The 23,903-nt window shown below is 51.7% G+C and carries 25 protein-coding genes and 1 tRNA gene; 15 read left to right on the forward strand and 11 right to left on the reverse strand.

Annotation, left to right across the window (positions count from 1 at the left end):
- Positions 1–4: 4 nt before the first annotated feature.
- Positions 5–529, reverse strand: a complete 525-nt coding sequence (gene sodC / locus AC2FC2_RS05595) for a superoxide dismutase family protein (protein WP_209633064.1) — start codon at positions 527–529, stop codon at positions 5–7.
- Between the two features lie 241 nt (positions 530–770).
- Between sodC and AC2FC2_RS05600 the strand changes: the two genes are divergently transcribed.
- Entirely contained in the window at positions 771–2,618 is a 1,848-nt protein-coding gene (locus AC2FC2_RS05600) for a polyurethane esterase (protein ID WP_490658918.1), read from the forward strand.
- A 40-nt stretch (positions 2,619–2,658) separates the two neighbouring features.
- Here the strand turns inward: AC2FC2_RS05600 and AC2FC2_RS05605 are convergent, their stop codons facing one another.
- The 3 genes from AC2FC2_RS05605 to AC2FC2_RS05615 all read right to left on the reverse strand — a co-directional run bounded on the left by AC2FC2_RS05605 (position 2,659) and on the right by AC2FC2_RS05615 (position 4,845).
- Positions 2,659–3,555 (reverse strand): aldo/keto reductase, encoded by an 897-nt coding sequence (locus AC2FC2_RS05605; protein WP_490307597.1) that lies wholly within the window; start codon positions 3,553–3,555, stop codon positions 2,659–2,661.
- Between the two features lie 99 nt (positions 3,556–3,654).
- Positions 3,655–3,894, reverse strand: a complete 240-nt coding sequence (locus AC2FC2_RS05610; RefSeq protein ID WP_209633061.1) for a DUF1289 domain-containing protein — start codon at positions 3,892–3,894, stop codon at positions 3,655–3,657.
- 21 nt (positions 3,895–3,915) lie between these two features.
- Positions 3,916–4,845, reverse strand: a complete 930-nt coding sequence (locus AC2FC2_RS05615; RefSeq protein ID WP_209633060.1) for a LysR substrate-binding domain-containing protein — start codon at positions 4,843–4,845, stop codon at positions 3,916–3,918.
- 141 nt (positions 4,846–4,986) lie between these two features.
- On the opposite strand from AC2FC2_RS05615, the gene AC2FC2_RS05620 reads away from it, so the two are divergent.
- The 4 genes from AC2FC2_RS05620 (at position 4,987) to AC2FC2_RS05635 (ending at position 9,330) form a co-directional block, all read left to right on the forward strand.
- Positions 4,987–5,628 (forward strand): NAD(P)-dependent oxidoreductase, encoded by a 642-nt coding sequence (locus AC2FC2_RS05620; RefSeq protein ID WP_209633059.1) that lies wholly within the window; start codon positions 4,987–4,989, stop codon positions 5,626–5,628.
- 146 nt (positions 5,629–5,774) lie between these two features.
- Positions 5,775–7,412 (forward strand): phosphoethanolamine transferase EptA, encoded by a 1,638-nt coding sequence (eptA, locus tag AC2FC2_RS05625; protein WP_209633058.1) that lies wholly within the window; start codon positions 5,775–5,777, stop codon positions 7,410–7,412.
- Between the two features lie 101 nt (positions 7,413–7,513).
- On the forward strand, positions 7,514–8,134 hold the full coding sequence (locus AC2FC2_RS05630; protein WP_209633057.1) for a TetR/AcrR family transcriptional regulator: 621 nt from the start codon (positions 7,514–7,516) through the stop codon (positions 8,132–8,134).
- Between the two features lie 89 nt (positions 8,135–8,223).
- Positions 8,224–9,330, forward strand: a complete 1,107-nt coding sequence (locus tag AC2FC2_RS05635; protein WP_265556137.1) for an alkene reductase — start codon at positions 8,224–8,226, stop codon at positions 9,328–9,330.
- Between the two features lie 109 nt (positions 9,331–9,439).
- Here the strand turns inward: AC2FC2_RS05635 and AC2FC2_RS05640 are convergent, their stop codons facing one another.
- Positions 9,440–10,345, reverse strand: a complete 906-nt coding sequence (locus tag AC2FC2_RS05640; RefSeq protein WP_490658919.1) for a LysR family transcriptional regulator — start codon at positions 10,343–10,345, stop codon at positions 9,440–9,442.
- Positions 10,346–10,452: 107 nt separating this feature from the next.
- Between AC2FC2_RS05640 and eamB the strand changes: the two genes are divergently transcribed.
- Positions 10,453–11,040 carry a cysteine/O-acetylserine transporter gene (gene eamB / locus AC2FC2_RS05645; RefSeq protein ID WP_490658920.1) on the forward strand — a complete coding sequence of 196 codons (588 nt, stop codon included), beginning with the start codon at positions 10,453–10,455 and terminating at the stop codon, positions 11,038–11,040.
- Positions 11,041–11,138: 98 nt separating this feature from the next.
- Here eamB and idi read toward each other — a convergent pair whose 3' ends face one another.
- Entirely contained in the window at positions 11,139–11,678 is a 540-nt protein-coding gene (idi, locus tag AC2FC2_RS05650) for an isopentenyl-diphosphate Delta-isomerase (RefSeq protein ID WP_490307601.1), read from the reverse strand.
- A gap of 339 nt (positions 11,679–12,017) precedes the next feature.
- On the opposite strand from idi, the gene gloA reads away from it, so the two are divergent.
- Both gloA and rnt read left to right on the forward strand, forming a co-directional pair.
- Positions 12,018–12,425, forward strand: a complete 408-nt coding sequence (gene gloA / locus AC2FC2_RS05655) for a lactoylglutathione lyase (protein ID WP_209633052.1) — start codon at positions 12,018–12,020, stop codon at positions 12,423–12,425.
- Positions 12,426–12,507: 82 nt separating this feature from the next.
- A complete protein-coding gene (gene rnt, locus AC2FC2_RS05660) occupies positions 12,508–13,197 on the forward strand; it encodes a ribonuclease T (protein ID WP_209633051.1) in 690 nt (229 codons plus the stop codon).
- A gap of 153 nt (positions 13,198–13,350) precedes the next feature.
- Here the strand turns inward: rnt and AC2FC2_RS05665 are convergent, their stop codons facing one another.
- On the reverse strand, positions 13,351–13,698 hold the full coding sequence (locus tag AC2FC2_RS05665; RefSeq protein WP_061807546.1) for a Grx4 family monothiol glutaredoxin: 348 nt from the start codon (positions 13,696–13,698) through the stop codon (positions 13,351–13,353).
- Between the two features lie 414 nt (positions 13,699–14,112).
- Between AC2FC2_RS05665 and AC2FC2_RS05670 the strand changes: the two genes are divergently transcribed.
- Positions 14,113–14,934 (forward strand): C40 family peptidase, encoded by an 822-nt coding sequence (locus tag AC2FC2_RS05670; RefSeq protein ID WP_209633050.1) that lies wholly within the window; start codon positions 14,113–14,115, stop codon positions 14,932–14,934.
- A gap of 196 nt (positions 14,935–15,130) precedes the next feature.
- Positions 15,131–15,709, forward strand: coding sequence for a superoxide dismutase [Fe] (gene sodB, locus AC2FC2_RS05675; protein WP_490658921.1), 579 nt, complete (start codon positions 15,131–15,133; stop codon positions 15,707–15,709).
- A gap of 53 nt (positions 15,710–15,762) precedes the next feature.
- Here sodB and cydH read toward each other — a convergent pair whose 3' ends face one another.
- Positions 15,763–15,852, reverse strand: coding sequence for a cytochrome bd-I oxidase subunit CydH (gene cydH / locus AC2FC2_RS05680; RefSeq protein WP_004943739.1), 90 nt, complete (start codon positions 15,850–15,852; stop codon positions 15,763–15,765).
- Between the two features lie 324 nt (positions 15,853–16,176).
- Between cydH and purR the strand changes: the two genes are divergently transcribed.
- Complete coding sequence (purR, locus tag AC2FC2_RS05685; protein ID WP_209633048.1) at positions 16,177–17,202, forward strand: HTH-type transcriptional repressor PurR; 1,026 nt, start codon at positions 16,177–16,179, stop codon at positions 17,200–17,202.
- Here the strand turns inward: purR and punR are convergent.
- On the reverse strand, positions 17,199–18,143 hold the full coding sequence (punR, locus tag AC2FC2_RS05690) for a DNA-binding transcriptional activator PunR (RefSeq protein WP_265556139.1): 945 nt from the start codon (positions 18,141–18,143) through the stop codon (positions 17,199–17,201). The two genes, purR and punR, sit on opposite strands and share 4 nt — an antisense overlap.
- 123 nt (positions 18,144–18,266) lie before the next feature.
- On the opposite strand from punR, the gene punC reads away from it, so the two are divergent.
- The gene (gene punC, locus AC2FC2_RS05695) at positions 18,267–19,475 is read left to right on the forward strand and encodes a purine nucleoside transporter PunC (protein WP_265556140.1); all 1,209 of its coding nucleotides are present in this window, start codon (positions 18,267–18,269) and stop codon (positions 19,473–19,475) included.
- A gap of 341 nt (positions 19,476–19,816) precedes the next feature.
- Positions 19,817–20,968, forward strand: a complete 1,152-nt coding sequence (gene cfa, locus AC2FC2_RS05700; RefSeq protein ID WP_209633045.1) for a cyclopropane fatty acyl phospholipid synthase — start codon at positions 19,817–19,819, stop codon at positions 20,966–20,968.
- A 70-nt stretch (positions 20,969–21,038) separates the two neighbouring features.
- On the opposite strand, the gene AC2FC2_RS05705 is transcribed toward cfa, so the two are convergent.
- Together AC2FC2_RS05705 and AC2FC2_RS05710 are read right to left on the reverse strand one after the other, a co-directional pair.
- Positions 21,039–21,335, reverse strand: coding sequence for an I78 family peptidase inhibitor (locus AC2FC2_RS05705; RefSeq protein WP_490658922.1), 297 nt, complete (start codon positions 21,333–21,335; stop codon positions 21,039–21,041).
- 29 nt (positions 21,336–21,364) lie between these two features.
- Positions 21,365–22,015 (reverse strand): riboflavin synthase subunit alpha, encoded by a 651-nt coding sequence (locus AC2FC2_RS05710; RefSeq protein WP_404759711.1) that lies wholly within the window; start codon positions 22,013–22,015, stop codon positions 21,365–21,367.
- 242 nt (positions 22,016–22,257) lie between these two features.
- Between AC2FC2_RS05710 and AC2FC2_RS05715 the strand changes: the two genes are divergently transcribed.
- On the forward strand, positions 22,258–23,634 hold the full coding sequence (locus AC2FC2_RS05715) for an MATE family efflux transporter (RefSeq protein ID WP_490658923.1): 1,377 nt from the start codon (positions 22,258–22,260) through the stop codon (positions 23,632–23,634).
- Between the two features lie 192 nt (positions 23,635–23,826).
- Positions 23,827–23,903, forward strand: a tRNA-Val gene (locus tag AC2FC2_RS05720).

Raw genomic sequence — 23,903 nt, forward strand, 5'->3', positions numbered from 1 at the left:
GACGTTACGATTTAATGACGCCGCAGGCGAAACGTTCCCCTCCGCCCCCCAGCGGTTTCGGATGGTCGGCGTTATTATCGCCCCCCGCATGGACCATCAGTGCTTTGCCGGTTATTTCGCTGATTTTCTTCAGCCGGGGGGCCAACACCGGATACGTAGCCATACCGTCGTCTGTCACATAGAGCGCCGGCAGGTCGCCCAAATGGCCATCAGCATAAGGGCCAAGGTGCTTGCCGGTTTTTTGCGGATCAAAGTGCCCGCCCGCTGCCAGCGCAGCAACCGCCTTGCCCTCTTTCATGCCCGGCTCGCAGCTGCCATTTTCATGAACATGAAAACCATGCACGCCGGGCGGCAACGCTTTTAGTTGCGGTGTAAACATCAGGCCGTAAGGCGTTTCACTGATTGTCACCTTGCCAATGTCCTGGCCAATTCCCTGTCCGGTCACCAGATTCATGTCAACATCTACCGTTGCCGCCTGAGCGACTCCGCAGGCCATCAGGCCGAAGGCCGCATACCAATAATGTTTCATTCATCAATCTCCTTTGAATAACTGTGAGTATTCAGTATAGGGGAATGTGTGACGCCACCACTCAAAACAGGCACATTTTCGACCATCAAGTTCGCATTATTAATAATTCTTACTAATAATGATTCTACCGATGTCGGTCCTCTGACCAGATATCGGTAGATACACTCTGCTTACCTGCAACCGCTGCAAAGGCTATTCAAAGATCACCCCCGGCAATGCAGCAAATTCATAAGGAACTGATATGGGAATCTTTAATTATCAAGGCCTCGATGAGGCAAAGTCCAAAGTGTTATTTACCGATGCCATGGTGATTTCTACCTATGCCTATCACAATATCGATAATGGTTTTGACGAAGGCTACCATACGACCGGTTTTGGGTTGGGCTTGCCGTTGACGCTGGTGACTGCGTTGATTGGCAGCACACAGTCACAAGGCGGGTTGCCTGGTATTCCGTGGAATCCGGATTCGGAAAAGGCAGCACTGGCAGCGGTAAATAGCGCCGGTTGGTCCTTGATAAGCGCCGACCAATTAGGTTATCAGGGGAAGACTGATGCCCGAGGTACCTATTATGGTGAGACGCTGGGCTATACCACGGCCCAAGCCGAGGTGCTGGGAAAATATGACGACGCGGGTCATCTGACCGGCATTGGCATTGCTTTTCGTGGCACCAGTGGCCCGCGAGAGTCATTAGTCACCGATACCATCGGTGACTTGATCAACGATGTGCTGGCCGGGTTCGGGCCAAAGGGTTATGCGGACAACTACAGTCTGAAGGCCTTTGGCAACCTGTTGGCCGATGTGGCCAAATTTGCCCAGGCGCAGGGCCTAAGCGGGGATGATGTGACCATCAGCGGCCATAGTCTTGGCGGATTGGCGGTGAACAGCATGGCGGCACTCAGCGACAATAACTGGGGCGGTTTCTATGCGCAATCCAGCTATGTGGCATTTGCCTCGCCGACGCAATACGAGACGGGCGGCAAAGTGATCAACATCGGTTACGAAAATGACCCGGTATTCCGCGCGCTTGATGGCACGACGCTCACGCCTTCCTCGTTAGGGGTACACGATGCGCCACAAGAGTCTGCCACCAATAATATCGTTAACTTTAACGATCACTATGCCTCCGCAGCCTGGAACATCCTGCCCTTCTCCATTCTGAATATTCCAACCTGGCTATCTCATCTGCCGTTCTTTTATCAAGATGGGTTAATGCGGGTGCTAAACTCCGAGTTTTACTCGCTGACCAATAAAGATTCGACGGTGATCGTCTCAAACCTCTCCGATGTCACCCGTGGTAATACCTGGGTGGAGGATCTCAACCGCAACGCAGAGAAACACAGCGGTCCGACGTTTATCGTGGGTAGCGACGGTAATGATTTAATCAAGGGCGGTGCAGGCAATGATTATCTTGAGGGCCGCGCCGGTAATGATACTTTCCGCGACAGTGGCGGCTTTAACATCATTTCCGGTGGTGAAGGCAACAACACACTGGATCTGCAACACGCCTTGAAAAAGACTGAAGTTGCCTACGACGGTAATACCCTCTACTTGCGCAACGCTAACGGCGATATTACCCAGGCAACCTCGATTAATACGCTGAAAAGTACAGAGTCGTCACTGCTGATTTTCACCAAAGACGTTGCGCATCAGGTAACCGACAGTGGGTTACTCTCGGAGAAAGGACTGACTGCCTATGCCAGCTCGGAAAAAGGGGGCGCTACCAATGACATCCTGACAGCCAAAAACGCCGGCTCTTGGTTATTCGGCCTTGACGGTGATGACCAACTCTTCGGCGGCAAAGGCAACGATGTGTTTGTCGGAGGCGCCGGCAACGACATCATGCACAGTCAGGGTGGCAGCAACACTTTCTTGTTCAGCGGTAACTTTGGACAAGATCAGATTTATGGCTATCAGGCACAAGACAAACTGGTCTTTATGGGGACACCGGGCAGCAGTTCGGGCGGCGATTACCGCGATTTTGTGTCCGAAGTGAACGACAATCTGGTGTTTAACTTTGGCGGCAATACGGTCACGCTGGTCGGGCTAGGGTTGAACAGCTTGTCGGACGGACAGGTCGTTTTAGCGTAAAAGAAGGGGCAGCCAAGGCTGCCCCGTTTATTGTCAATGATCAGGGTACGTCGTAACCCAGTGCCGCTTTACGAATACGGAACCACTGTTGGCGATTCAGCGTCAACGCTTGCGCCTTCAACGCCGAACGCACACGTTCAATCTTGCCGGAGCCGATGATCGGTAACGGCGCAGACGGCAAACGCATGACCCACGCGTAAACCACTTGTTCAATCGTCTCCGCACCAATTTCCTGCGCAACGGCCTGTAACTCGTCACGCAGTGGCTGGAACTCGACATCGTTGAAGAGACGCCCCCCACCCAGGCAAGACCACGCCATAGGTTTGATACGCAACTGCTGGCACTGATCCAACGTACCATCCAGAATACTCGGCTGGTGGATCGGCGAAATTTCAAGTTGATTGGTCACCAGCGAGAATGGCAAGCGTGATTGCAGCAGTGTAAATTGCGCTGGCGTGAAGTTGGAAACACCGAAGTGGCGGACTTTGCCGCTTTTGTGCAACGCCACAAAGGCCTCAGCCACTTCATCAGCATCCATCAGCGGGTCTGGGCGGTGGATCAATAACAGGTCAAGATAATCGGTGTGCAGATTCGCCAACGATGTCTCCGCGCTGCCAACGATATGCTTACGCTCAGTAATGTAGTGTCCAATGGGATTGCCCGGTTTAGCCGTGGTGGCAATACCGCATTTGGACACCAGCTCCATAGACTGACGCAACGAAGGCTTAAGGCGCATCGCGTCGCCAAAGGCTTGTTCACAGGCATAACCACCATAGATGTCAGCGTGATCGGCAGTCGTCACTCCCAGTTCGATATGTTGCTCAATGAATGCCAGCAACTGCTGCGGTGACATGCCCCACTCCATCAAACGCCAATATCCGCAAATCATGCGAGAAAACTCAGGCCCCTGCGGTGCGAGTTGAATACGGTTTACCATTATTGAAACCTCATGACAGTGTTTAAAGCCAGCATACACAAGCAGATAACGCAGTGGGAAGCGGAAAGCCACACTTACGTGCGGCAGATCAGGAATGCGTCAGAACAATGAGGGTTGCTCGGGTTGCGGATCATCAGGCTGTTTATTGGCGCGTTGCAGGCGCAGGAAGCGCTGGCGACACAGGCGCAACACGTCACGCTTTTGCGCATCGCTCATTTGCATCCAGCCAAAGCGTTCCTCGCGGCTGCGCAAGCAACCACGACAAAAACCGCGGTCGTCGGCCTGACAAATGCCGCGACACGGGCTGGGGATGTCAAAAAACTCAAGCTGCTGCGGCACACGTCCTCCTGCGTTCTTTAGCTAATTGAAGACGCCATCGCCGCTGCTGGCAAGTGACTTTTCGGCATGACGGTGAAAATAATCACGCAGATAACGCAGCGCCTGACGAGTTTTCTCCGGCATCGCCCGCTCTAGCGTCATCGCATGCAACCGTAACGGTGCGGGTCGCCACTCTGGCATCAACTGTATCAGTTCACCGCGTTGCAGCTCATCCTCAATTTCATACAGCGGTTGAATAGAAATCCCCAGGCCGCTGCGAGTAAAGGCGCGCATCACGTTCATACTGTCACTGACGATCTGCCCTTCCGCCAGGCGCAATTTAAGCTGCTGGCCCCCTTGGTGGTGTAAATCCACGTGCGCGCCGCTGAAAGCACCGGAGATCCAACGGTGCTTCACCAAATCCTGCGGTGCTTCCGGTACCCCGTGCTGACTGAGATAACGCGGTGCAGCACACAGCACCATAGGCCATTCGGCCAGCGGATGCGCGATCATGTTGGCATCCGCCAGTTGACGATTGACCCGCAGTGCAATATCGATCCGTTGTTCGATCATATCGATGATGCGATCATCCGCCAGCACCCGCAACGTCAGTTTGGGGTGCGCCTGTAACAGCGGAGCCATTGCTTCTGCCAGCGGACGCCCGCCGATACCGATGGTTGTGGCAATGCGCAGTTCCCCCACCAGCGTATCGCGCAGCTCTGCCAACCGTTGTTCGGCCTGCTGCGCCTGAAACAGCATGGCCTCACAGCCAGGATAAAAGGCTGCTCCCGCCTCGGTGAGCGCCAAGCGCCGCGTCGAACGGTGCAACAAGGGTACGCCAAGCACTTTTTCCAGTGAACGCATATGTTGGCTGACCGCCGACGGCGTCATGCCCAGTCGCCGTGCTGCGCCAGCCAGCGACCCCTCCGCCACCACGGTGGCAAATACCGCCATTCGATTCAATTTATCCATGATTATGAAGTTTTACTTAATCAAGAAAGCATGAATATGGCACTAATCAGGACTATTGTTAAGTACTACAGTAGATGCAACCGCTCAGGTCAACTTGGCCTGACACTTCGCACTGAACCTATTCCTGACAGGAGCAAACTGATGAAAGTCGCCATTATTGGAGCAACAGGTTTTGTAGGCCGTCGCGTGGTAGATGAAGCACTTGCCCGTGGATTGCACGTCACCGCCATTGCCCGCCAGCAAAAAGACTTACCGAACAATGCCAACTTGACCGTTGCCTTGGGCGACGTGGCCGACACGGAATGGCTGGCAAAACAGTTAGCCGGTCAAGATGCCGTGATCAGCGCCTATAACCCAGGTTGGGCTGAAGACAACCTGTACGACAAAACCACCAAAGGTGCGCAGCAGATCCTGGACGCCGTGAAAAAATCCGGTGTCAAACGCCTGCTGGTCGTTGGTGGGGCTGGCAGCCTGGAAATTGCACCTGGCCTTGAGCTGGTGGATACCCCAGAGTTTCCGGAGAATATCCGCCCGGGGGCGCTGGCCGTGCGAGACTTACGTAACAAACTGCGTAATGAATCCTCACTCGACTGGACCTATTTGTCCCCCGCGGCACTGTTGGAACCCGGCAAACGCACCGGTCAGTTCCGCCTTGGCACCACCAAATTGTTGATGAACGGCCAGGCACCCGCCGGTATCTCGGTTGAAGATCTGTCGGTAGCCATTGTCGATGAGATCGAAAAACCACAGTTTATCAAAGCCCAGTTTACCGCCGCTTATTAAGCGTATCGCCAGGCCTCAGGGTCTGGCATTTTCCAACCTAAACCAAAAGTAAACAACCCCGCCACCATTCTGAATCTCTAAGGTTTTCTTAAGTTTCATCCTGTAAATTTCAGCGCATTACTCAATATCAGGATTTAGATTTGGCAATGTGGTTACGTCAACGCTTACAGTGCAACAGCTTGGGTTTTATCCTCACCTGCGCCTTGTTCTTCACTCTGTTCCAAAACGCGTTATTCCTTCATAAAGCCTGGTCGTATATCACTTTCGATAACGTCCACAGCGTGATTTTTGCCGCTACCATGCCGGTCGTGATTTTCTGCGCGCTGAATATTATCTTCAGCGTGTTGACGGTACCGTTCCTGCGTAAACCGCTGATCATCTTTTTCCTGCTCGGCAGTGCCGTCGCAAACTACTTTATGTACAGTTATGGCGTGGTGATCGACGGCAATATGATGCAGAACGCCTTCGAGACCAATCCGCAAGAAGCCACAGCGCTATTAACGCCGCGCATGGGGTTATGGCTGGCGTTGCTGGGCATTCTTCCTGCGATCCTGGTTTGCTTTACCCATATCCGTCAAACGCGCCCATGGTGGTACATGGTTGGGCTACGCGCTGCCAATGTGATGCTTTCCGTGGTAGTGATCCTGATTATCGCCGCACTGTTTTATAAGGATTACGCTTCGTTAATCCGTAATAACAAAAGCGTGGTGAAAATGCTGACGCCGTCGAACTTCGTTTCCGGCACCATCAAATTTACTCAGCAACGTTATTTCACACGTAATCTCCCGCTGGTGAAAATCGGTGAAGATGCGCGTAAAGGGCCGTTGATCGCTGGACAGCAAAAGAAAACGCTGGTGATTCTGGTCGTGGGGGAAACTGCGCGAGCTGAAAACTTCTCACTCGGCGGTTATGAACGTGAAACCAACCCACGCCTTAAGCAGGACAACGTGGTGTACTTCAAAAACGCCAGCTCTTGTGGGACTGAAACCGCAATTTCCGTGCCCTGCATGTTCTCCAACATGCCACGCAGAGATTACGACGCAACGCTGGCGACGCATCAGGAAGGCATGCTTGATGTACTGGCGCATGCTGGTGTTAATCTCCTGTGGCGTGAAAACGATGGGGGGTGCAAAGGGGCCTGCGATCGCGTGCCACATGTCGATATGACCAAGATGAAACTGCCGCAGGATTGTGACGGTGACGTCTGCATGGATAATGTGTTGTTGTACAAACTGAACGACTATATCAACGGCCTGAAAGACGACGGCGTGATTGTATTGCATCAAATGGGCAGTCACGGCCCCGCTTACTACCGCCGCAGCACACCCGAGTTCCAGAAATTCTCGCCCATCTGCAGCAGTAATCAGATTCAGGATTGTACACATGAGCAGTTGGTAAACACCTATGACAATTCCCTGTTGTATACCGACGCCATGTTGGACGACACCATCAAGCTTTTGCAACAGCACAGCGACAAATTCAACACGGCGCTGGTGTATCTCTCTGACCACGGTGAGTCGCTGGGTGAAAATGGCATGTATCTGCACGGTACGCCTTATGTCTTCGCTCCAAGCCAGCAGACCCATGTCCCCTTCCTGATGTGGATGTCTGCTGACTATGAGCGTAACTTCAAGGTTGACCGTCAGTGCCTGAGCACCCTGGCTGAGAAAGAGGATGTCTCACAAGATAACCTGTTCCACACCATGATTGGCATGCTGAACGTGCAAACGCGCGAATATCAACCGCAGTTGGATATCCTGCAACGCTGCCGTACTGAGGTATAAAGGCTTAACTTCTGCGCCCCTCTCGGGCAAAATACCCTTCATCGACACCGGCGTTTTTACGCCGGTTTTTTTTCTTATTGACCTAGACCAATCGGTCTATTATGCTGGCAACCATTATGACTAAACATGCGCATTGCCCTACAGATACCCGTGAACATTTGCTCGCCACTGGCGAGACGCTCAGCCTGCGCCTTGGTTTTACCGGCATGGGGTTGAGCGAATTACTGAAGACGGCGGGCGTGCCGAAAGGGTCGTTTTATCATTACTTCCGCTCGAAGGAAGCCTTTGGCGAAGCGATGCTACAGCGTTATTTCGGGCACTATGATGCCGCGATGCAGCAGCTGTTCGCTGATGATAAAACGGATGCGCGCCACCAGTTGCTGAGTTATTACGCCCAGGCGATCAGCTACCATTGTCGTAGCGAATGTCATAACGCCTGCCTTGCGGTGAAGTTGTCCGCAGAGGTGAGCGATTTGTCAGAACCCATGCGCCATGCGCTGGAAACGGGCACAGCCCGGGTCATTGGCCATCTGCAAGACGCAATTGAACGCGGTATTCGTGAAGGCTCACTGTCAATAGCCATGAGCCCGGCGGCAACGGCAGAAACCTTGTACTCACTGTGGCTTGGTGCCTCATTGCGCGCCAAAATCCGCCGCTCGCTTGCACCACTGACCAGCGCGCTGGAAAGTATTGAGTTATTGTTGCGCCCAGCGCAACCCTAAACACACAACGAAAGATTCACCAAGGATTCCCCTGTTGGGCAATTCTTTGCTCGTTACTAGTCGACCGGTCTATTAATATAGGATGCACTATGAAGATTGAAAAGTTGTTCTCCCCATTGAAGGTTGGCGCTGTAACCCTGCCAAACCGCGTGTTTATGGCCCCTCTGACGCGTCTGCGCAGCATTGAACCCGGCGATATTCCTACGCCTCTCATGGGCGAATATTACGCTCAACGCGCCAGCGCAGGTCTGATCGTTACCGAAGCGACCCAGATCTCTTTCCAGGCGAAAGGCTATGCCGGCGCACCAGGGCTGCATACCCCAGAACAAATCGCCGCGTGGAAAAAGATCACCCAGGCCGTACACGACAAAAATGGCCATATTGCCGTACAACTGTGGCACGTGGGCCGTATTTCGCATAACAGCCTGCAACCGGGTCAGCAAGCCCCTGTTGCCCCCTCTGCGATCAATGCTGATACCCGCACCACCGTACGTGACGAAACAGGCGCCTGGGTGCGCGTCCCAACCTCGACGCCACGCGCGCTGGAAACAGAAGAAATCCCTGGCATCATTAACGATTTCCGTCAGGCCACCGCCAACGCACGTGAAGCCGGTTTCGACTTTATCGAACTGCATGCCGCACACGGTTACTTGCTGCACCAGTTTATGGCGCCGGCCTCCAACCAGCGTACCGATCAATACGGTGGCAGCATTGAAAACCGCACTCGCCTGACGCTGGAAGTGGTGGATGCGAGCATTGCTGAATGGGGCTCAGAACATATCGGTATCCGTATTTCACCACTGGGTCCATTCAACGGCCTGGATAACGGCGAAGATCAGGAAGACGCAGCGCTGTATCTGGTTGAAGAATTGAACAAGCGTAACATTGCATTCCTGCACATTTCCGAACCGGACTGGGCGGGTGGTAAACCTTATTCTGATGCGTTCCGCGATTCGGTACGCGCCCACTTTAAAGGGGTGATTGTCGGTGCCGGTGCCTATACCGCCGAAAAAGCAGAAGAACTGATCAATAAAGGCTTTATCGATGCCGTTGCCTTTGGACGCAGCTATATTGCCAACCCGGATTTGGTTGAACGCCTCAAACAAAATGCGGCACTCAACGAACCACAGCCTGCTACCTTCTACGGCGGCGGTGCCGAGGGTTATACCGACTACCCTTTCTTATCTGAAAAGTAAGACGCGTAAAATAACGGGGCCACATTTGTCATGTGGCCCCGTTTTATATTGATGATGGAAAATAGCGGTAAAAAAACGCGAGCCCTTCGTATAAGACATAAACTGCAGCTTAACGTTCTACCAATGCGTTTTCGACGTTCAATGGCAAACATTCCTTCATACAATCGATGAATGCACGCATTGCTGGACTGACGGTTTTGTCATTATGGTGAGCACACAGAGCCGTTATTGACAAAGGCACGTCTGAAAATATAATTTCTTGAAGCTCCCCCGTATTAAGCTCACGTTCAACGGTAAAACGAGGCAGAAAAGAAATACCCAGATTACTCATGACACATTTCTTTATGCTTTCAATACTCCACAGCTCAATTGTGCTCTCAATAGTGATCTGCCGCGCCCTTAACGTGCTTTCGAATATTTGCCGAAAGATACACTGAGGCTCATTAATAATGAAACTTACAGGTATATGACGATTTGGCTTCATAAAATCAATCTGTTGAAACGACGGTGATGCGACTAATACCAAATCTTGGCTGCCAAAACTGGTCATTTCAAGTGCATCATCATTGCCTACACGATAAAAAATACCTAAGTCCACTTGGTCTGCCAAGAGAGCATCTCTGATCACATAACAATTGAGCGATTGTAAGGATATGCGAACTTTGGGTGCCTTAGCCCTAAAGAGTTGTAGTACTTCCGGCATTTTATACGCCAGCAGGGTTTCGCCGATCCCTATCCTCAAGTCACCCGCCAATTCAGCGTCATGCTGTGTCGTTTGGCGTATCCCTTCAAGCACCCGTGTCAGTTCATGAACTTGGGGCATGAGTTTTTTCCCCGCAGATGTCAAAACCATCCGCCGGCCAATCTTCTCAAAAATCTTCAGCGACAGTTCTTGTTCAAGTTGTTGAATATGAAAAGTTATCGTTGACTGTGTGCAACACAGCTTTTGTGATGCTTTTGAAAAAGACCCTTCTTCAACCACCGTTTTCAACGTAACAAAGCGTCGTAAGTCCATAGTGCCCTCCAAATTCAATCGAAATCATGAAAGTCAGAGTTTGAAAATATTCGTTATTTTGACCTTTTCGGATGCGTTAATATGTTGGAAAAACGAGGAGAAGACAAGTGACATCAGCCATCATCAGTGGATTTCTTACATATACACTTATTACAGCGTTAACCCCAGGACCGAACAATATTCTTGCTTTAAATTCAGTTAATCAGCATGGTTTTCGCCGGAGCCTGCGGGTATTGTCCGGGATGAGTGCAGGCTTCCTGATCCTTATGCTGCTTTGTGCGGTTTTCACATTCACATTAATTAGCCTCCTCCCCTCTGTTACTCACTGGCTTTCTTGGGCGGGAGCAGCCTATATTCTTTGGCTGGCCTGGCGGATAGCCACCAGTAATCCCTCAGCGGACAATGATGCGGCAAGGCCATTGAGTTTCTGGGTCAGTTTTTGGCTTCAGTTTGTTAATGTTAAAATAATTTTGTACGGCATCACGGCAATTTCTACATTCGTTTTACCCTATACTCACGATATGTTTATAGTCATATGCGTTAGCATTTTATTGGCTTTTATTGGTTCAATGGGTAATTTGGTTTGGGGGCTTGCTGGGCATATATTTCAGTCTCTATTCCAATATCATGGCCGCACGATCAATGTTATTTTGTCGGCGTTATTGATCTACTGTGCCGTAAGAATGTTTATTTAAGTAAAAAAGCCCGCCAGAGAAAGCATTGGTGGGCTTTTAGCATTGTTCCCAAAAGGCAGCAGAAAGAGACCGTTATCTCCGCATGTTCAGGAATGAATTCAACGGGCCACCAGCGCCGCCCAACGTGCTATTTCATTGGCGTCAATATTATCCATTATTGTTCTAAACCAAACGGTAAAGTTATCTGGATTACGCTGCATCTCATCGGTTAATTGCTGAGGGTCAATCCACAGCCAACTCTTTGCCTCTGCAGGATCGCCCTGCGGTTCGCCGTTAAACAGCCCCACGCAGATATGATCGAATTCGTGCTCAATTAAATCGCCCGGCACCTCTGCGCGATAGGTAAAGCTGGATACCTGCTGCAGCTCACTGCTGAAACCCATTTCTTCCTGCAACCGACGCTGCGCTGCGGCTAACGTTAACTCTCCCCATCGCGGGTGGCCGCAGCATGTGTTGGTCCATAAGCCGGCCGAGTGATATTTACTGAAAGCCCGCTGCTGCAACAGCAAACGCCCCTGGCTATCAAATATAAATATTGAAAATGCCCGATGCAGTAACCCCTGCTGATGCACCCGCATTTTTGTTTGTGAACCAATAGCGTTATCCTCGGCATCTACCAGTATCAGCATTTCATCCATTTGTCGGCTCCTCCAGCAAGGGGAGTAAATCTGCACTGGAAAAATAAACAACCATATAAACAAGATCCTAATTGATAAACTACCCCATCCAACCCAGACATTTCTTCGTTATCAGGCCGTACGGTGCTCCGTAATACTTCTATAGTAGCGATTTTCAGGCTCCTATCGCCGACAATGTGTGCGCTTGTTGCATGACAGCAAGAGTCAGTGACAATGTCACTGCAAGCACATTGCGCCCCCCTCCGTGGCTTACATTGAAATCCTTTATGCGGCAACGCTATACTGGTTTTCGCTTCAATCCATCCGCCGCTGGCAACGGCACATCCAATCAGAGGAATTATGCGCTTACTCCATACCATGATCCGCGTCGGTGACTTACAACGTTCCATCGACTTCTATACCAAGGTATTAGGCATGCGCTTGCTGCGTACCAGCGAGAACCCTGAATACAAATACTCGTTGGCGTTTGTAGGCTATACCGATGAAAACGAAGGTGCGGTGATTGAGCTGACCTATAACTGGGGCACCGATAGCTACGAAATGGGCACCGCGTTCGGTCATCTGGCTCTGGGTGTTGACGATGTCGCCGCGACGTGTGACAGCATCCGTAATGCAGGCGGCAACGTCACCCGCGAAGCCGGTCCTGTCAAAGGTGGCACCACGGTCATCGCCTTTGTTGAAGACCCCGACGGTTACAAGATTGAGCTGATCGAAAATAAACACGCCGGCCATGGTCTCGGCCACTGAGATCGATCATCAAGGGCGCTTTTTGCGCCCTTGTTTTTATCCGCGTGATAACCGCCTGCAACCGGGCGCAAAATTTGCCATAATGCGCGCTGCATTCGATGAAGATAAGAAACTGATGGCCGAAAAAAGTGATCTTAACGCCCTGAGTGGCCGTTTTCGTGGGTTTTACCCCGTAGTTATAGATATAGAAACCGCCGGATTTAATGCCAAAACTGACGCACTGCTGGAAATTGCCGCCGTGACGTTAAAAATGGATGAGAACGGCTGGTTGCAGCAGGACGAAACCCTGCACTTCCACGTAGAACCTTTTGAAGGCGCTAATCTGCAGCCAGAAGCGCTGGCCTTTAATGGCATCGACCCCAGCAACCCGCTGCGTGGCGCAGTCAGCGAACACGATGCGCTGCACGCGATTTTCAAAGCCGTGCGCAAAGGCATCAAGGACCGGGGGTGTAACAGAGCGATTATTGTGGCGCATAACGCCAATTTTGATCACAGCTTTCTGATGGCTGCAGCGGAGCGCGCCAGCCTGAAACGCAACCCTTTCCACCCGTTCGCCACTTTCGACACTGCAGCGTTGAGTGGGTTGGTGCTGGGGCAAACGGTGCTGGCTAAAGCCTGTATTGCCGCCAACATTCCATTCGATAGCGCGCAAGCGCACTCGGCATTGTATGACACAGAGCAAACCGCTCAGTTGTTCTGTGAACTGGTTAACCGCTGGAAGCGCCTTGGTGGCTGGCCGTTGGCTACCGACAATACCGACGAAGCACTCTGAATTACGTATCAGGACTCATCGTTCAACGAACTCTATCGTTGCAAAGACGCTATACGCAGCAACAGAAAAACGAGGCGTTTAGCAAAAAAAAATCGGGCGGCCCAGTATCAACTGGCACCGCCCGACTCTCGTCCAACAATTAAACCGAGCCGGTTATGGCTGCTGGTCTTCCTGCTGTTTGTACTTCTCTGCCGTTTCTTTGATCAGCTGTTGCAGTTCGCCGCGCTGATACATTTCCATGATGATATCACAGCCGCCGACCAGTTCACCGTCGACCCACAGCTGTGGGAACGTCGGCCAGTTGGCGTACTTCGGTAACTCGGAACGGATGTCCGGGTTCTGCAAAATGTCAACGTAGGCAAAGCGCTCGCCACAGGCAGACAATGCCTGCACGGCTTGTGCGGAGAAACCACAGTTTGGCAATTTCGGTGAACCTTTCATGTACAGCAGAATTGGGTTCTCAGCGATCTGGTGCTGAATTTTTTCAATCGTCGTCGTCATTATATTGCTTCCTCAAGCCAAATCTCATGGCTACAACATGCATCACACAGGCTATTGTAGCGGCTGAAACCGTCACAAGAAAACGCCATCTTTTGCAAGGGCATTCCCCATTGTCAGTCGCATGTCATCGGCCAGCGCTTTCCGACCAAAACATACGCACAGAATAACATTTTTAACTTGGCCATTTCACTATTATATTTTTTCACCAGAACACGTCGTTTAATAATTCCCCACGCGTTTGTTGTTGATTTTTTATACATCAACAGTTTGATTTTTCAGCAAAAAAAATGTCATTAACGTTTTCTCACAATATGGATTATCATTTATGAGTTCTTCGCTGTTTTATATGGCGAAATTCGGGAATACTGTCATTCTTTCGATATCTGTTCCGGGGCCAAGGTTGGTAACGTCGACATGCGTTTAATTCTTACGCTTTTTGTGCTGTTGTTTACACAGCTATTCTTCAATTTGGCGCACGCAGCGCCACAGGCGCGTATTGCCGCTGAACAGCGCAAGAGCCACGTAAACGAAGCCCGGCCAGATGACCGTAAGAAAAAGAAAGCGGTTAAGGCCAGCAGCAAAAAAGTAAAAGTCACCACCCCGCAAAAAACAGCCAAGGTTACCAAAGCCAAGACAGAAAAAGCCGCTAAAAAGGTTGTCAGCGCCAAATCGAAACACAAAACTCAACAAACCGCCAAAATCAAAGTGACCCCACCGAAAAAGGGTTACAAAAAAGGTTATGGTCGTCATCGTGAAGCCGGTATGGCAACCGCTAAGTTGGCACGTGATGAAAAACCGCTGAAGCTCACCCCAGCCCACAAGAAACGCTATCAGCACGCCAAGCAAACCGCGATGGCCAAGCTGATGGATCAAATGGGCAAACCTTATCGCTGGGGCGGCACGTCACCAAGAACCGGTTTTGACTGCAGCGGTCTGATTTATTACGCCTATAAAGACGTGGTGAAAATCAAAATGCCGCGTACCGCTAACGAAATGTATCACCTGCGCGACGCTGCACCGATCAAGAAAAACGAACTGGAAAGTGGTGACCTGGTGTTCTTCCGCATTAATAACCGCGGCGTAGCTGACCATGTCGGTGTCTATCTGGGCAATGGCAAATTCATTCAGTCCCCGCGTACGGGTGAAGAAATTCGCATCAGCCAGCTCGACAACGACTACTGGCAAAACCACTACATTGGCGCACGCCGTGTGGTGACGCCGAAAACCATTCGATAATGCGCTCAGCGGCTGGCCTTCCCAGCCGCTTTCCTCTGTTTGCTTCTTTAACTGTTAGTTCCCCACCTGTGCTTTTCTCCGACTCATCCCTGATTTTTATCGTGAAAATTGATAAGCTAAATACCCAAAATAAAAACAGGTCAATCTGTAATCCATTTTATGGGTTGTCGGATGGATCCTGTATAAGGAGGAAGCAATGTCGTTTGAACTACCTGCATTACCCTATGCGAAGAACGCACTCGAACCCCACATCTCCGCAGAAACGCTCGAATACCACTATGGTAAGCATCACAACGCCTATGTGGTCAACCTGAACAATTTGCTGAAAGGCAGCGAGTTCGACGGGTTGTCTCTGGAGGCGATTATCAAGGCGTCCAGCGGCGGCATTTTCAACAATGCCGCTCAGGTATGGAACCACACCTTCTATTGGCACTGCTTATCGCCACAGGGCGGCGGTGAGCCTCAGGGCGCATTGGCTGCTGCTATCAATCAGGCATTTGGTTCTTTCGCTGCCTTTAAAGAGCAACTCAGCGATGCCGCAATCAAAAACTTTGGCGCCGGGTGGACCTGGCTGGTGAAGAGGACTGACGGCTCGCTGGCCATTGTCAGCACGTCGAACGCGGGCACGCCGCTGACCGGCGAAGATAAACCTTTGCTGACCGTCGACGTGTGGGAGCACGCCTACTACATCGATTACCGCAACGCCCGCCCGACTTACCTGGAGAACTTCTGGGCGCTGGTTAACTGGGCATTTGTGGAGAAAAACCTGGCATAGCGTGGGATAAGGCAAACAGGCGCACGAAGCGGCGCCTGTTTTTACTTCGGGGATCAGTTCAATGCTGCAGTGAAGCTAAAAGCAATAATCACGGCCAGCGCACAGACAGTGGTGAACAGTGACATTTTCAGATCGGTATCCATTACAACTCCTTTTCAGATTGGTTTTCCCAAGGATAAAAGGCACACAATTAATGCGTCAAACCATTTTCACACAGTTGGCCAATAAAATCTTGTTATCATTTCCCGGTTTATAATACCGATTACCTCTTCCCCTTTTGCTCAATATGGGACAAAATTCGCAGTTCACAACTGTGTACCGGCAAAAATGCCCCTCCTGACCAAGCGCTGACGACTTCAACACACTAAAAACTCAGTTTTCGCTTCTTTGGAGAAGGATCTACGCAGGCAAACGATTAACATCACACTTACATACTGCAACATGTGAGTTCAGGAGTCATTCTTTACATGGCAACGATTAAAGATGTGGCCAAACGCGCTGGCGTTTCCACCACCACCGTTTCGCACGTCATCAATAAGACTCGTTTCGTCGCCGAAGAGACTAAAGCGGCCGTGAGTGCCGCAATTAAAGAGCTGCATTATTCACCCAGCGCAGTGGCGCGCAGTCTGAAGGTCAATCACACCAAATCGATTGGCCTGCTGGCAACCTCCAGTGAAGCGCCCTACTTTGCTGAAGTGATCGAAGCGGTAGAAAACAGCTGCTACAGCAAAGGCTATACGCTGATACTGTGTAACTCGCACAACAATTTGGACAAACAGCGTGCCTATCTGGCAATGCTGGCGCAAAAGCGCGTCGATGGCTTGTTGGTGATGTGTTCAGAATATCCGGACCAATTGCTTGGCATGTTGGAAGATTACCGCAACATCCCAATGGTTGTCATGGACTGGGGCGCCGCACGCGGTGATTTTACTGATACCATCATTGATAACGCGTTCGAAGGTGGCTATCTGGCTGGGCGCTATCTGATCGAACGCGGACACCGCGATATCGGCGCCATTCCCGGCCAACTGTCACGTAATACAGGGGGCGGGCGCCATCAGGGCTTCTTAAAAGCGATGGAGGAAGCCCATATCGACGTGCGCGACGAGTGGATCGTGCAGGGTGACTTTGAGCCAGAATCCGGCTACAAGGCCATGCACCAGATACTGTCGCAGAAACAGCGTCCGACAGCGGTATTCTGTGGTGGCGATATCATGGCAATGGGGGCTATCTGCGCCGCCGATGAGCTTGGGCTACGCGTGCCTCAAGACATCTCGGTCATTGGCTACGATAACGTGCGCAATGCGCGCTATTTCACCCCGGCGCTGACCACTATTCATCAGCCCAAAGAGCGTTTGGGTGAGATGGCATTCACCATGTTGTTGGATCGCATCATCAGCAAGCGTGAAGAATCACAGGTGATTGAGGTGCATCCCAAGTTGGTTGAGCGCCGTTCGGTTGCTGACGGCCCGTTCATCGATTACCGCCGCTAGTCATTCGCGCCGGAAGCCACTGCGGTTTCCGGCGTCACTTCGCTTAACCATTCCTGATTCAACGTTTCACTGTCCCCTAAATAGTCCAACAGCCAGGCCATCGCCGGAGAAGGCGTATTTTGCTGCCACGTCAGGCAACAAGGGCTGGCTGGGAACGGCTCCTGCAACTGTAACGCCACTAACTCGCCACGTTGTACTAACGGCAAGACCTGATGCGCAGGCATCATCCCGACACACAATCCGGCGCACAGGCAATCCACCGCCGACGACCAGTCCGGCACCACCAAGCGCCGCTGGTTATCCAACGTCCAGGTGACCCGCTTGGGGAGATTGCGTGAGGTATCCTCCAGGCAGAGCGATGGGAAAGGCCGTAGCTGATCATCGTTTAACAACCCATCCTGAGCCGCCAGTGGATGTTGCGGGCTGGCCACACACAACCAACGCATATCGCCCATATCGCGAAAGGCAAACCCACCGCCAACCGGCACGGCCCGTGTCGCACCTATCGCCATATCAGCACGCCCATCCACCAACGCATCCCAGACGCCATTGAACACTTCTGGCTGAACCAATAATTCAACGTCAGGGAAATGCCGATAAAAGTCCAACACCAACTGACGGCAACGTTGAGGCTTGACGATAATATCTACGGCAATTTTCAACTGGCCACGCCAGCCGTTGGCCACCTGCTGACACTGCCGACGCGTGTCGAGCATTTTTTTGATGACACCGCGCGCCTCCTGAATAAATAGCACGCCGGCAGGCGTCAGTTCCACGTCGCGATGACGGCGCTCAAACAGCGGTACCGCCAGCCATTGCTCAAGTTGCCGCACGGTATAACTGACCGCCGAAGGTACCCGATGCAACTCCTGCGCCGCTGCGCTGAAACTGCCGGTTCGGGCGACCGCATCCACTACATCAAGAGAATATTCAGACCACATGGCTTTGCCTTCAATTTTTTTAACAGCACTTTGCAAATATTACCGTTTCACAAGCAGAGATCCAGCCGGATACACTTGCCGGCGCTAAAAACCTGCGACAATAAAATATTAACGAGAAATACCATGCGAAATTCCTTTGGCTTTATGTTCTATCTTGCCGGCCTGAGTATGCTGGGTTACCTGGCTACCGACATGTACTTGCCCGCTTTTGGCGTGATGCAACAAGACCTGCAAATCTCTGCCGGGGCGATCAGCGCCAGTTTGAGTATCTTCCTGGCGGGCTTTGCCTTTGCACAATTGCTCTGGGGTCCGCTTTCCGATCACCTTGGCCGTAAGCCCGTGCTGTTGATTGGTCTGGCCCTGTTTGCCTTGGGCTGCCTGGGGATGTTGTGGGTAGAGAATGCCGTTCAGCTCTGGTCGCTGCGTTTTATCCAAGCGATTGGGGTCTGTTCCGCCGCGGTCACCTGGCAAGCGCTCGTCATTGACCGTTATCGTGAAGGTAAGGCAAACCGCGTTTTCGCCACCATCATGCCACTGGTGGCACTTTCCCCGGCATTGGCACCGCTGGTCGGGGCATGGCTGTTAAACCACATGGGTTGGCGCGCCATTTTCGCCGTGCTGCTGGGCATCACCGTTGTTTTATTACTGCCGACATTACTGCTGAAAGAAAACGCAAAAGCGGTGTCTTCCGCCAATAAGAAAAACGGCCTAACGTTCTTCCAGCTCCTGAAATCACGTGCTTTCAGCGGTAACGTCATGATCTTTGCCGCCTGCTCAGCCGGCTTCTTCGCCTGGCTGACCGGTTCGCCGTTTATTCTTGGTGATATGGGGTACAGCCCAAACGATATTGGTCTGAGCTACGTGCCACAGACGCTGGCGTTCTTATTGGGGGGTTATGGTTGCCGCACCGCGCTAAACCGCATGAATGGCAACACCTTATTACCCTGGCTGCTGGTAGCTTATGGCATAAGTATGGTGTCGCTATACCTGGTTGCCACACTGACTGAGCCAACGCTGACCACCTTGTTGATTCCGTTCTGCGTGATGGCACTCGTTAACGGCGCCACCTATCCAATCGTAGTGGCGAATGCGTTGACGCCGTTCCCTGAGGGCACGGGTAAAGCCGCAGCCTTGCAAAACACCTTGCAGTTGGGTTTGTGTTTTGTCGCCAGTATGTTGGTTTCGGCATTTATTGCCCAACCGTTATTGGCAACGGTGACGGTAATGGTTTCAACCGTGTTTTTGGCCGCATTGGGCTATATGTGGCAACGGGGAACAGTGGAGGACGATAGACGCGTAACACAGCAGGAACATGCTAACCCTGCGTCATAATTGTCATTATTAATAATCACTTAAAGAATATTTTTGCCGAGTGCGATTTACAGTTGAGTAAGCGCCTCGGCAAGCCTATACTCAAAACGACCTTTTAAAATAACACTTTTATAATTTCTTTATCACAAATTGCTGTTGTGTACGCGTATGGCGTCACACTTTTTTAAGGATTGCCTTTCCCGCGTTTCTTGCGCAGGAACCTTCTTAAAATTTTCCTCTGTTCATAGTCGGATATCAGACGCCACGGGACCTTTTTACCGTAGGTAAACGTATGCACCCGCAGAATTTGTCTAAGCTATTTTTTGACGGGTCATAAGTCAGAAGAAGGTGATGGAGAAGCTATGAGTTCATCGTGTATAGAAGATGTGAGCATTCAGGATAACCAATGGTATCGTATCGCTCATGAAATGCTCAGCATGGCCGGTATTGAAATAAACGGCTCACGCCCATTCGATATTCAGGTTAAAAATCCCAGTTTTTTTAAACGCGTTCTGCAGGAAGGCTCCCTTGGCCTTGGCGAAAGCTATATGGACGGTTGGTGGGAGTGTGAACGGCTGGATATATTCTTTCACCATGTGGTCCGCGCTGGCCTGGAAAAGAAACTCCCCCGCCATCTCAAAGATACCCTCCGAATTGCCGCCGCGCGATTAACCAATTTGCAATCGAAAAAACGCGCCTGGATTGTCGGTAAAGAACATTATGATCTGGGGAACGACCTGTTTACGCAGATGCTCGATCCTTATATGCAATATTCCTGCGCCTACTGGAAAGAGGCAACCACGCTGGAAGAGGCGCAAGAGGCCAAGCTGCGGATGATTTGCGAAAAACTGCAGCTACAACCGGGTATGCGTTTGCTGGATATTGGCTGCGGCTGGGGCGGCCTTTCCGCTTATGCAGCAAAAAACTTTGGCGTATCCGTGGTCGGTGTCACCATTTCTGCCGAGCAGCAAAAGTTGGCGCAAGCGCGCTGTGCCGGGCTGGATGTCGAAATCCTGCTGCAAGATTATCGCGATTTGCACCTACAGTTTGACCGGATCGTTTCTGTCGGCATGTTTGAGCACGTCGGCCCTAAAAATTACCGCACCTACTTCAATGTTGTTGAACGTAATTTAAAACCGGGCGGCTTATTCCTGCTGCACACTATCGGTTCGAATCGGACAGATATGAATGTTGATCCGTGGATCAACAAATATATCTTCCCGAATGGCTGTTTGCCTTCCGTTTCACATATCGCTCAGGCCAGCGAGGGGCATTTTGTGATGGAGGACTGGCACAATATTGGCGCTGATTATGATCGCACGCTGATGGCATGGTACGAGCGATTCAAACAGGCCTGGCCAGAACTTTCCCAACGTTATTCGGATCGCTTCGAACGCATGTTCAGTTATTACCTGAACGCCTGCGCCGGCGCATTCCGCGCGCGGGATATTCAACTGTGGCAGGTAGTATTCAGCCCGAAAGGCGTTGAAGGTGGCATCCGCGTTCCGCGCTGACACTCTGCAATAAAAAGAACCCCGGCCTGTTAGCCGGGGTTCTTTTTATACATTGATGACCTAATAGGAATCAGCCGCAATAAACGCGGATGATTTTATCATCACTGTCACCCAGGAAGTTCAGACGGCGCAGGTTAAAGTCCATCGTGACCGCTGAGTTATACGGAATAGCGCGCACCTGAGCATCAATCTGCACGCCTTCAAGCACTGACATCGGTTTACCGACATAGCTCTGGTACTGTGCCGCACCGCAGGTATCATTTTCTGCGTCTACTGCCGGGTTGGCCGCGCCCTGTTCAGGCGAACTGCTACAAGCACTCAGCGCCAACAGCGCCGTTAACATCAACGTTTTCCCATAAAACTTCACGCGTTTGCTCCTCTCTGGTTTGTCGTCCGTCAGATTTTCTGCGACAGCGAGCTCGCCGCCGCCATCGCCGCTTCACGGCTCGCTAAAACACGCTCAACGGTGTCCACCACCGCCTGCGTTTGCGGGTCTATCTCAATATTTACCTTATCACCCAGGCGTTTTTTACCCAGCGTGGTGCGTTCCAGCGTTTCCGGGATCAGATGCACGCAAAAACGATTATTCACGACTTCACCGATAGTCAGACTAATACCATCAATGCCAATGAAGCCTTTGTGCAGAACGTATTTCATCAATTCTGCATTCGGCATGCGCAGCCACACCTGACGATTATTTTCGGAGGTATAAATCTTGGCTACCTCCGCCGTGCAGATAATATGGCCGGACATCAGGTGACCGCCAATTTCATCATTAAACTTGGCTGCACGTTCGATGTTGACAACATCCCCCAACACCAGATCACCGAGATTAGTCAAACGCAGCGTTTCTTTGATCAGATCAAAGCTAACGCGGTTGCCCTCTACCGCAGTGACGGTCAAGCAGCAGCCGTTATGTGCCACCGATGCACCGAGCTCTAGCCCTGGCAAGAGTTCAGTCGGCATGTCGATAACGTGAGTGCGGAAGTTGGATTTTTCATCAATGGCGACCAGCGGCGCGGTGCCTTGTACGATACCGGTGAACATGTGGGCCTCTTCTTTCTACAATGTTTAAAGCGCTTGGGGCAGTTTGCCCCAGTTAGCGAGGAAAACCAAACCCGAGGAGACAAAAAACCTGCACCTGCGCATTTAATAACTATTTCATCGCAGCATTTGCTTAACGACGCCGAGCGGGTACAATATTTTTGTACAAAATTCCGCTATTTTTAATTGTTGTCCTTTCGCGACAACCCTTCCCTTCATCATAAATAATTAGAAAAGGTGTATGCGTGCAGAAGTACTTCATTGAAGCGCGTAGCTTATTGGCCCTCGCAATCCCGGTAATCATCGCGCAAATATCACAGACTGCAATGGGCGTCGTCGATACCATCATGGCAGGTGCTTACAGCGCCACGGATATGGCTGCCGTCGCCGTCGGTACCTCCATCTGGCTGCCGGCCATTCTCTTTGGTCACGGCTTGCTGCTCGCGCTGACACCGGTCATTGCACAGCTTAATGGTGCAGGCCGGCGCGATCGTATCGCTCATCAGGTCCGTCAGGGGTTCTGGCTGGCTGGGACCGTCTCTGTGTTGGTCATTGTAGTGCTGTATAACAGCAAATTTGTTATCGACATGATGCACAACATTGACCCGCAGCTGGCCGATAAAGCCGTGGGATACCTGCATACCATCATGTGGGGGGCGCCAGGCTATCTGTTCTTCCAGGTGTTACGTGGACAATGTGAAGGGCTGTCAAAAACCAAACCCGGTATGGTTATTGGCTTTCTCGGTTTGTTGGTCAATATCCCGATTAACTACATCTTCATTTACGGTAAGTTCGGTATGCCGGAACTGGGCGGCGTCGGCTGCGGCGTGGCGACCGGCAGCGTCTACTGGTTTATGTTCCTGGCGATGCGGTGGTACGTACGACGTGCACCGTCGCAGCGCGATATTGTCCCGCACGAAGGCAGCAGCAAACGGCCAGACTGGCCAGCGATCAAACGCTTGTTCGGCATTGGCCTGCCGGTTGCGTTGGCCCTGTTCTTTGAAGTCACGCTGTTTGCGATTGTTGCTCTGTTAGTGTCGCCGCTCGGCATTGTTTCCGTCGCGGGGCACCAGATTGCACTGAACTTCAGCGCATTGATGTTCGTCCTGCCTCTGTCACTGGGCGTCAGCGCAACGATTCGCGTCGGCTACCGGTTGGGCGAAGGCTCGGTCGAAGGCGCAAGGATTGCCGCTTATTCGGCCATCGGCGTCGGCATCTTAATGGCCTGCTGTACCGCGCTGTTTACCGCCACGTTCCGCGAACACATTGCCCTGCTGTACAACGACAGCCCGGCGGTTGTGGCAATGGCGTCGCAACTGATGCTGCTGGCGGCGATTTACCAGATATCCGATTCGATTCAGGTTATTGGCAGCGGCGTTCTGCGCGGTTATAAAGACACCCGCTCGATCTTCTTCATCACCTTTATCGCTTATTGGGTACTGGGTTTGCCAAGCGGTTATCTGTTGGCGCTGACGGATGTCGTCGTACCGGCAATGGGGCCAAGCGGGTTCTGGATTGGATTTATCATCGGGCTAACCTTTGCCGCCATCATGATGGCTTTGCGTATGCGTTGGCTGCAAAAACAACCCGCCACACTCATCTTGCAACGCTCGACCCGCTAAACACCACCGTCGGCCGGTAGCTAAACCGGCCGACGGCTTCATCGCCAGAGTTTGCGGAAAAAACCACCGCACTGCACATAAGCGCAGCAATCGCGTGAAATACCGGATAAAATTACGTTTTTCTCCTTGCCAGCACGCGGGTAGCTCGTTAATATTCGTCCCCGCTGTCAGCCATGACAGACAGGAAAAGATGCGTCCGTAGCTCAGTTGGTTAGAGCACCACCTTGACATGGTGGGGGTCGGTGGTTCGAGTCCACTCGGACGCACCA

This window comes from Serratia sp. CoH_122_TC_1, from assembly GCF_058191755.1.

Coding starts and splice junctions, on each gene's coding strand:
- AC2FC2_RS05710 (WP_404759711.1), bottom strand. CDS start 22,015: ATGTTCACCGGTATCGTACAAGGCACCGCGCCGCTGGTCGCCATTGAT.
- AC2FC2_RS05600 (WP_490658918.1), top strand. CDS start 771: ATGGGAATCTTTAATTATCAAGGCCTCGATGAGGCAAAGTCCAAAGTG.
- cydH (WP_004943739.1), bottom strand. CDS start 15,852: ATGGATACCGATCTGAAAATGTCACTGTTCACCACTGTCTGTGCGCTG.
- AC2FC2_RS05620 (WP_209633059.1), top strand. CDS start 4,987: ATGAAAGTCGCCATTATTGGAGCAACAGGTTTTGTAGGCCGTCGCGTG.
- sodB (WP_490658921.1), top strand. CDS start 15,131: ATGTCGTTTGAACTACCTGCATTACCCTATGCGAAGAACGCACTCGAA.
- AC2FC2_RS05635 (WP_265556137.1), top strand. CDS start 8,224: ATGAAGATTGAAAAGTTGTTCTCCCCATTGAAGGTTGGCGCTGTAACC.
- idi (WP_490307601.1), bottom strand. CDS start 11,678: ATGGATGAAATGCTGATACTGGTAGATGCCGAGGATAACGCTATTGGT.
- AC2FC2_RS05615 (WP_209633060.1), bottom strand. CDS start 4,845: ATGGATAAATTGAATCGAATGGCGGTATTTGCCACCGTGGTGGCGGAG.
- gloA (WP_209633052.1), top strand. CDS start 12,018: ATGCGCTTACTCCATACCATGATCCGCGTCGGTGACTTACAACGTTCC.
- sodC (WP_209633064.1), bottom strand. CDS start 529: ATGAAACATTATTGGTATGCGGCCTTCGGCCTGATGGCCTGCGGAGTC.
- punC (WP_265556140.1), top strand. CDS start 18,267: ATGCGAAATTCCTTTGGCTTTATGTTCTATCTTGCCGGCCTGAGTATG.
- cfa (WP_209633045.1), top strand. CDS start 19,817: ATGAGTTCATCGTGTATAGAAGATGTGAGCATTCAGGATAACCAATGG.
- rnt (WP_209633051.1), top strand. CDS start 12,508: ATGCGCGCTGCATTCGATGAAGATAAGAAACTGATGGCCGAAAAAAGT.
- punR (WP_265556139.1), bottom strand. CDS start 18,143: ATGTGGTCTGAATATTCTCTTGATGTAGTGGATGCGGTCGCCCGAACC.
- AC2FC2_RS05630 (WP_209633057.1), top strand. CDS start 7,514: ATGCTGGCAACCATTATGACTAAACATGCGCATTGCCCTACAGATACC.
- AC2FC2_RS05665 (WP_061807546.1), bottom strand. CDS start 13,698: ATGACGACGACGATTGAAAAAATTCAGCACCAGATCGCTGAGAACCCA.
- eptA (WP_209633058.1), top strand. CDS start 5,775: ATGTGGTTACGTCAACGCTTACAGTGCAACAGCTTGGGTTTTATCCTC.
- AC2FC2_RS05605 (WP_490307597.1), bottom strand. CDS start 3,555: ATGGTAAACCGTATTCAACTCGCACCGCAGGGGCCTGAGTTTTCTCGC.
- AC2FC2_RS05670 (WP_209633050.1), top strand. CDS start 14,113: ATGCGTTTAATTCTTACGCTTTTTGTGCTGTTGTTTACACAGCTATTC.
- AC2FC2_RS05640 (WP_490658919.1), bottom strand. CDS start 10,345: ATGGACTTACGACGCTTTGTTACGTTGAAAACGGTGGTTGAAGAAGGG.
- purR (WP_209633048.1), top strand. CDS start 16,177: ATGGCAACGATTAAAGATGTGGCCAAACGCGCTGGCGTTTCCACCACC.